Origin of the sequence: Pseudomonas sp. C8002 (assembly GCF_013385765.1) — a bacterium.
Classification (GTDB): Bacteria; Pseudomonadota; Gammaproteobacteria; order Pseudomonadales; family Pseudomonadaceae; genus Aquipseudomonas.
The window spans coordinates 24,796-31,791 of the sequence record NZ_JACAPJ010000043.1 but is presented as its reverse complement, the minus strand read 5'-3'; the positions used below and the strand labels follow the sequence as shown (position 1 = coordinate 31,791).

The window sequence follows — 6,996 nt, the reverse complement described above, 5'->3', positions numbered from 1 at the left end:
GCGCCCCGTTAAACCACGCTGGCCGAACGCAGGCTTTGGAGCGTGGGTAACCTGGCAGGACGCCAGGTTAGCCGTCCTGGGCCAGGGATGGCCCATGACGGCGGCCCACGGTCCAAAGCCTGCGTGAGGGCACACCGAGCCTAGGCGAGGTGCCGAGTGGTGGGGCAAGAGCGTTTTGCTTACTTTTGCGCTTTTCAAAAGTGAGCCGCTGTAAAAGCGGAACCAATAGCGGCCATCACCGCAGCAACGGATATGCCCCCAACCTGAAAACCTACTTCTTTTTCTTCGGAACCCGCACCAACTGCGTGTCGGAGTAGATGTCATGCCAGCCACGCTTCTGCTTGTCGAACAACGACCAGATAAACCCAAGCCCCAGGCACAACCACGAAGCAATCGACACCACAAACCGCAACAACGCCTGCCACAGACTAATCCGCGACCCATCAGCGTTCTGCACCCGCACCCCCCAAACCTGCATCCCCAGGGTCTGCCCCGAGAGCGTCCAGAACTTGGCAAAGAACCCAAACAGCACAAAAAACAAAATCGTCGACAACAGCGGATCACCATCCAGCGCGCCAGACTCAGACAGCGCCCGCAACTTGGCCTCACCGACAAACCCCATCCACACCAGCTTGTAGATGAAGGCCGTGACGATCAGCAGGGCGGTGCACAACAGGAAGTCATAGAGCATCGCTGCCAGACGACGGCCCAGGCCTACGGCGGGAAACTCGCCTTGGGGGCTCAGCAGGTGTTTCGACATGGCATGGCTCTCGGCAGGAAAAAAGCCATTTTACGGAAGAACGCCCATAAAAAAGCCCCTGATGTCATATCAGGGGCTTTTTGTCGCAGCAAGGATCAGCCTTCTGCTTGTACTTCGTCGGCTTGCATGCCTTTCTGGCCTTGCACCGCGATGAAGGTCACTTTCTGGCCTTCTTTCAGGCTTTTGAAGCCGTTGCCCTGAATAGCGCGGAAGTGGACGAACAGATCCGGACCGCTTTCTGGAGTGATAAAACCAAACCCTTTTTCGTCGTTAAACCACTTGACGGTACCGCTCTGACGATCAGCCATTTTCTTATTTCCTTGACGCAAAAAAATTAATGACAGCCCCTTTCACATGAAAGAGTACTGGGCTGGGTTGCAGGAAAGTAAGAGACGTCGAACGGGTTGTAGCAAACTTTGGCTACTGCCCAGGTCCAGGTTCAAAGCGACCCATGCAAACACAGTGGGCAAACTCTACGCCAACTAATACAGAAAAAACAAGCCCCGGCAAAACCCCAGGTTTTGCTCGGCCTCGTTACACTTCTGTCCACAATGTGGAACGCGTTTATTCGATAGAATTCGTCACTTGTTATAGGTGACTGAACATAACATTGACTATCGTCAATGCACTTTAATGTGGCGGTTGCGTTACAGATTAGTGCACGTTAACGCAACCGCGTTACTTATAGGAACAGTCAATCAACCACGGTAGTAACGTTGTGGTACGAATGGCATTTTACTTACACGTAGTGGCACCTTTTTCCCACGTACCAACGCAGATACTTCGGTATCCAGTGCGATGAAAGCGCTGTCCAGATAACCCATGGCCAGCGGGCCGCCCAGGCTCGGGCCAAAACCGCCGCTGCAGACGCTGCCGATCACGGTGCCGTGTTCGTCGACGATTTCTGCGCCTTCACGGACCGGCGTGCGTTCCTGTGGCAACAGGCCTACGCGTTTGCGGCTGACGCCGGTTTGTTGCTGGGTGAAGATCGCATCGGCGCCCGGGAAGCCACCGGCGCGTGCGCCATCAGCACGACGGGCCTTGGAAATTGCCCACAACAGGCTGGCTTCAATCGGCGTGGTCTCGGTGTTCATGTCATGGCCATAAAGGCACAGGCCGGCTTCCAGGCGCAGGGAGTCGCGGGCGCCCAGGCCGATGGCCTGTACTTCGGTTTCGGCCAGCAGGCTGCGGGCCAGGGCCTCGGCGTTCGCGGCCGGTACCGAGATTTCGAAGCCGTCTTCGCCGGTGTAGCCCGAGCGGCTGACGTAACAATCCACGCCCAGCAGGCGGGTCGGTGCGAATTGCATGAAGGTCATGTGCTTGACCTCCGGCGCCAGGCGCGCCAGCACGCTGACGGCAGCCGGGCCTTGCAGGGCCAGCAGGGCGCGTTCCTCGAACAGTGGCTCGATGGTGCACTGGTCACCGATGTGCTGGCGCAGGTGGGCCAGGTCCTGGTCCTTGCAGGCGGCGTTGACCACCAGGAACAGTTCGTCGTTACCCAGGTTGGCGACCATCAGGTCATCCAGGATGCCGCCTTGCTCGTTGGTGAACATCGCATAACGCTGCATGCCCACCGGCAGGTCGATGATGTCCACCGGCACCAGGGTTTCCAGGGCCTTGGCGGCACCGGCGCCGGTCAGGCGGATCTGGCCCATGTGCGACACATCGAACAACCCGGCTTGTTCACGGGTGTGCAGGTGTTCTTTCATCACGCCCAGCGGGTATTGCACCGGCATGTCGTAGCCGGCGAAGGGCACCATGCGTGCGCCCAGTTCGATGTGCAGGGCGTGCAACGGGGTTTTCAACAGGGTTTCGGTGGACATATTCAGCTCCTGAAAAACGTGCGGACGCGCTTATAGGCGTCAGCACTCGATAATGTTGACCGCCAAACCGCCACGGGCGGTTTCCTTGTATTTGCTTTTCATGTCGGCGCCGGTCTGGCGCATGGTGCGGATGACCTTGTCGAGGGACACGAAGTGTTGCCCGTCGCCGCGCAGGGCCATGCGCACCGCATTGATGGCCTTGACCGAACCCATGGCGTTGCGCTCGATGCAGGGCACCTGCACCAGCCCGCCGATGGGGTCGCAGGTCAGGCCGAGGTTGTGTTCCATGCCGATCTCGGCGGCGTTCTCCACCTGGGAAACCGTACCGCCCAACACTTCACACAGGGCGCCGGCGGCCATGGAGCAGGCCACGCCGACTTCTCCCTGGCAGCCGACTTCGGCGCCGGAGATCGAGGCGTTTTCCTTGTACAGAATACCGATGGCCGCGGCGGTGAGCAGGAAGCGCACCACCCCGTCTTCGCTGGCCCCCGGGATAAAGCGCATGTAGTAGTGCAACACCGCCGGCACAATCCCGGCCGCACCGTTGGTGGGCGCCGTCACCACGCGCCCGCCATTGGCGTTTTCTTCGTTGACCGCCAGGGCGTACAGGTTGACCCAGTCCAGCACCGACAACGGGTCGCGCAGCGCCGATTCCGGGTTCTTGCACAGTTGGCGATGCAACGCGGCGGCGCGGCGCTTGACCTTCAGCCCTCCCGGCAAAATCCCTTCGTTGCGACAGCCCGCGTCCACGCAGTCCTGCATCACCTGCCAGATCTTCAGCAGGCCGGCGCGGGTTTCCGCTTCCGGGCGCCAGGCGCTTTCATTGGTCAGCATCACCTGGCTGATGGACAGCCCATAGGTGGCGCAATGGCCGAGCAAGTCCTTGGCACTTTTGAACGGGAACGTCAGGGGCGTGGCGTCTTCGACAATCCGGTCGTGGCCGGCGGCGTCTTCATCCACCACAAACCCGCCGCCCACCGAGTAGTACTCGCGGCTGCGAATCTGCAAGCCGGCGGCGTCGAAGGCGCGGAAGATCATGCCGTTGGGATGATAGGGCAGGGGTTTGCGAATCATCGCCAGGTGTTCTTTCTCGTTGAACGCAATGCTGTGTTCGCCGAGCAGGTTCAAGCGTGCGTTGCCGCGAATTTCCAACAGGCGGGCGGCAACGGTTTCGGTGTTCACGGTATCCGGGTGCTCGCCTTCCAGGCCCAGCAATACGGCCTTGTCACTGCCGTGGCCTTTGCCGGTGGCGCCGAGTGAGCCGTAGAGCTCCACCTTGACGCAGGTGGTGGCGCCCAGCAGGTTGTCGCGCTTCAGTCCCTCGACGAATCGAGCGGCAGCGCGCATCGGGCCGACGGTGTGAGAGCTGGAGGGGCCGATGCCAATCTTGAACAGGTCGAACACGCTTAAAGACATGGTTGTTCTCCGGTTTCTTATTATTGATCGGATGTACGCGGTCCAATGTGGGAGCGGGCTTGCTCGCGAAAGCGGTGGGTCAGTCACCAGATGTATCAACTGACACTCCGCATTCGCGAGCAAGCCCGCTCCCACATCAGGTTACGCGTAGCTCTCGATCGACGGGCACGCGCACACCAGGTTGCGATCGCCAAACACGTTGTCGACCCGGCCAACCGGCGGCCAGTACTTGGCTTCGATCAACGACGCCACCGGGTACACCGCTTGTTCACGGCTGTATGGGTGGCTCCATTCACCAACCAGTTCCGCGGCAGTGTGTGGCGCGTTTTTCAGCGGGTTGTCGTCCTTGTCCAGCGAGCCATTTTCCACCGCGCGGATTTCTTCGCGGATGGCGATCATCGCGTCGCAGAAGCGGTCCAGTTCTTCCCGGGATTCGCTTTCGGTCGGCTCGATCATCAGGGTGCCGGCCACCGGGAACGACATGGTCGGCGCATGGAAACCAAAGTCGATCAGACGCTTGGCCACGTCATCCACGCTGATGCCGCTGCTGTCTTTCAACGGGCGCAGGTCGAGGATGCATTCGTGGGCCACCAGGCCATTGCTGCCGGTGTACAGCACCGGGTAGTGCTCTTCCAGGCGGCGGGAAATGTAGTTGGCATTCAAAATCGCCAACTGCGAAGCGCGCTTGAGGCCTGCGCCGCCCATCATGCTGATGTACATCCAGGTGATCGGCAAAATGCTCGCGCTGCCGAACGGTGCGGCGCAGACCGCGCCTTCCTTGCGTTCCATCGCGGCATGGCCGGGCAGGAACGGCGTCAGGTGGGATTTGACGCCAATCGGGCCGACGCCCGGGCCGCCACCACCGTGGGGAATGCAGAAGGTCTTGTGCAGGTTCAAGTGGGACACATCGCCGCCGAACTTGCCCGGGGCGCAGAGGCCGACCATCGCGTTCATGTTGGCGCCGTCGATGTACACCTGGCCGCCGTTGTCGTGAATGATCCCGCAGATTTCGCGGATGCCTTCTTCGAACACGCCGTGGGTGGACGGGTAGGTGATCATCAGCGCAGCGAGGTGCTCGCGGTGCTCGATGGCCTTGGCACGCAGGTCTTCGATGTCGACGTTACCGCGTGCATCGCAGGCGGTGACCACCACGCGCATGCCGGCCATGTTGGCGGTGGCCGGGTTGGTGCCATGGGCCGACGACGGGATCAGGCAGATGTCGCGGCGTTCTTCGCCACGGCTCTGGTGATAGGCACGGATGGCCAGCAGGCCGGCGTATTCGCCCTGGGAACCGGCGTTCGGTTGCAGGGAAATCGCGTCGTAACCGGTGGCCGCGCAGAGCATGGCTTCCAGTTCGGTCGTCAGTTGCTGGTAGCCGGCGCTTTGCGAGGCCGGGGCGAACGGGTGCAGGGCACCGAACTCGGCCCAGGTCACCGGGATCATTTCGCTGGCGGCGTTGAGCTTCATGGTGCACGAGCCCAGCGGGATCATGGTGCGATCCAGGGCCAGGTCCTTGTCGGCCAGTTTGCGCAGGTAGCGCATCAGCTCGGTCTCGGAGTGGTAACGGTTGAACACCGGGTGGCTGAGAATTGGCGACTGGCGCAGCAGCGCGGCCGGCAGGGTGCTTTCAACGCTGGCAGCCAATGTGGCGAAGTCCGGCAGGGCTTTACCGCCGGCGAACACGCTCCACAGGGTTTCGATGTCGGCTTGGGAGGTGGTTTCGTCCACCGACAGGCCAACGCGTTCGCTGTCGACCACACGCAGGTTGATGCGCTGGGCGCGAGCCTTGTCGTGCAGGGCAGCAGTTTGCGCGCCGGTCTTGATGGTCAGGGTGTCGAAGAAGTGGGCTTGTTCAACCGCCAGGCCCAATGCGCCCAAGCCTTTGGCGAAGATCGCGGTCAGGTGGTGAATGCGGTTGGCGATCTGGGTCAGGCCTTTCGGGCCGTGGTACACGGCATACATGCTGGCGATGTTGGCGAGCAATACCTGAGCGGTGCAGATGTTGCTGGTGGCCTTCTCGCGGCGGATATGTTGCTCGCGGGTCTGCATGGCCAGGCGCAGGGCCGGCTTGCCGAAACGGTCCACGGAGACGCCTACCAGACGGCCCGGCATGTCGCGCTTGAACGCATCCTTGGTGGAGAAGTACGCCGCATGCGGGCCACCGAAGCCCAGCGGCACGCCGAAGCGTTGCGCGCTGCCGATGGCCACGTCGGCGCCGAACTCACCCGGCGGGGTCAGCAGGGTCAGGGCCAGCAGGTCGGCGGCCACGGCCACCAGCGCATTGGCGGCGTGGAAGCGCTCAGTCAGCTCGCGGTAGTCGAACACGTCACCGTTGCTCGCCGGGTATTGCAGCAGGGCGCCGAAGAAGGCGCTGACGTCGGTCAGTTCACGCTCGTCGCCCACCACCACGTCGATGCCCAGCGGCTCGGCACGGGTGCGCAATACGTCGAGGGTTTGCGGGTGGCTGTGCACGGAGGCGAAGAACGCGTTGCTGCCTTTGTTCTTGCTCAGGCGTTTGCAGAAGGTCATGGCTTCGGCAGCGGCGGTGGCTTCGTCCAACAGCGAGGCGTTGGCGATCGGCAGGCCGGTGAGGTCGCTGATCAGCGTCTGGAAGTTCAGCAGCGACTCCAGGCGGCCCTGGGAAATCTCCGGCTGATACGGCGTGTAGGCGGTGTACCAGGCCGGGTTTTCCAGGAGGTTGCGCAGGATCGGCGACGGTGTGTGGCAGTTGTAGTAGCCCTGGCCGATGTAGGTCTTGAACAGCTCGTTCTTGGCGGCAATCGCCTTGATCGAAGCCAGTGCGTCGGCTTCGCTCAAGCCATCGCTCATGCCCAGTACGGCGGTGCCCTTGATGCTCTCCGGGATCACGCTGGCGCTCAAGGCTTCCAGGGAATCAAAGCCCAGGGTGGCGAGCATGTGTTGCTCGTCGTCCTGGCGCGGGCCGATGTGGCGGGCGATGAATTCGTTGGCGGTGGTCAGATTAGTCATGGCGCGCTC

5 protein-coding genes are annotated in these 6,996 nt (G+C 61.7%); all 5 read right to left on the bottom strand.

The genetic code is table 11. The features are described from left to right. Window positions 1-271 precede the first annotated feature (271 nt). The 5 genes from HX814_RS30430 to gcvP all read right to left on the bottom strand — a co-directional run bounded on the left by HX814_RS30430 (window position 272) and on the right by gcvP (window position 6,987). Window positions 272-760, bottom strand: coding sequence for an RDD family protein (locus tag HX814_RS30430; RefSeq protein ID WP_177009261.1), 489 nt, complete (start codon window positions 758-760; stop codon window positions 272-274). A 95-nt stretch (window positions 761-855) separates the two neighbouring features. Next, window positions 856-1,068, bottom strand: a complete 213-nt coding sequence (locus HX814_RS30425; protein WP_003220045.1) for a cold-shock protein — start codon at window positions 1,066-1,068, stop codon at window positions 856-858. A 390-nt stretch (window positions 1,069-1,458) separates the two neighbouring features. Further along, the gene (gene gcvT / locus HX814_RS30420; RefSeq protein ID WP_003220046.1) at window positions 1,459-2,583 is read right to left on the bottom strand and encodes a glycine cleavage system aminomethyltransferase GcvT; all 1,125 of its coding nucleotides are present in this window, start codon (window positions 2,581-2,583) and stop codon (window positions 1,459-1,461) included. Window positions 2,584-2,622: 39 nt separating this feature from the next. Continuing rightward, window positions 2,623-3,999, bottom strand: coding sequence for an L-serine ammonia-lyase (locus tag HX814_RS30415; protein ID WP_087692646.1), 1,377 nt, complete (start codon window positions 3,997-3,999; stop codon window positions 2,623-2,625). A 141-nt stretch (window positions 4,000-4,140) separates the two neighbouring features. Then, on the bottom strand, window positions 4,141-6,987 hold the full coding sequence (gene gcvP, locus HX814_RS30410) for an aminomethyl-transferring glycine dehydrogenase (protein ID WP_177009260.1): 2,847 nt from the start codon (window positions 6,985-6,987) through the stop codon (window positions 4,141-4,143). Window positions 6,988-6,996: the final 9 nt, after the last annotated feature.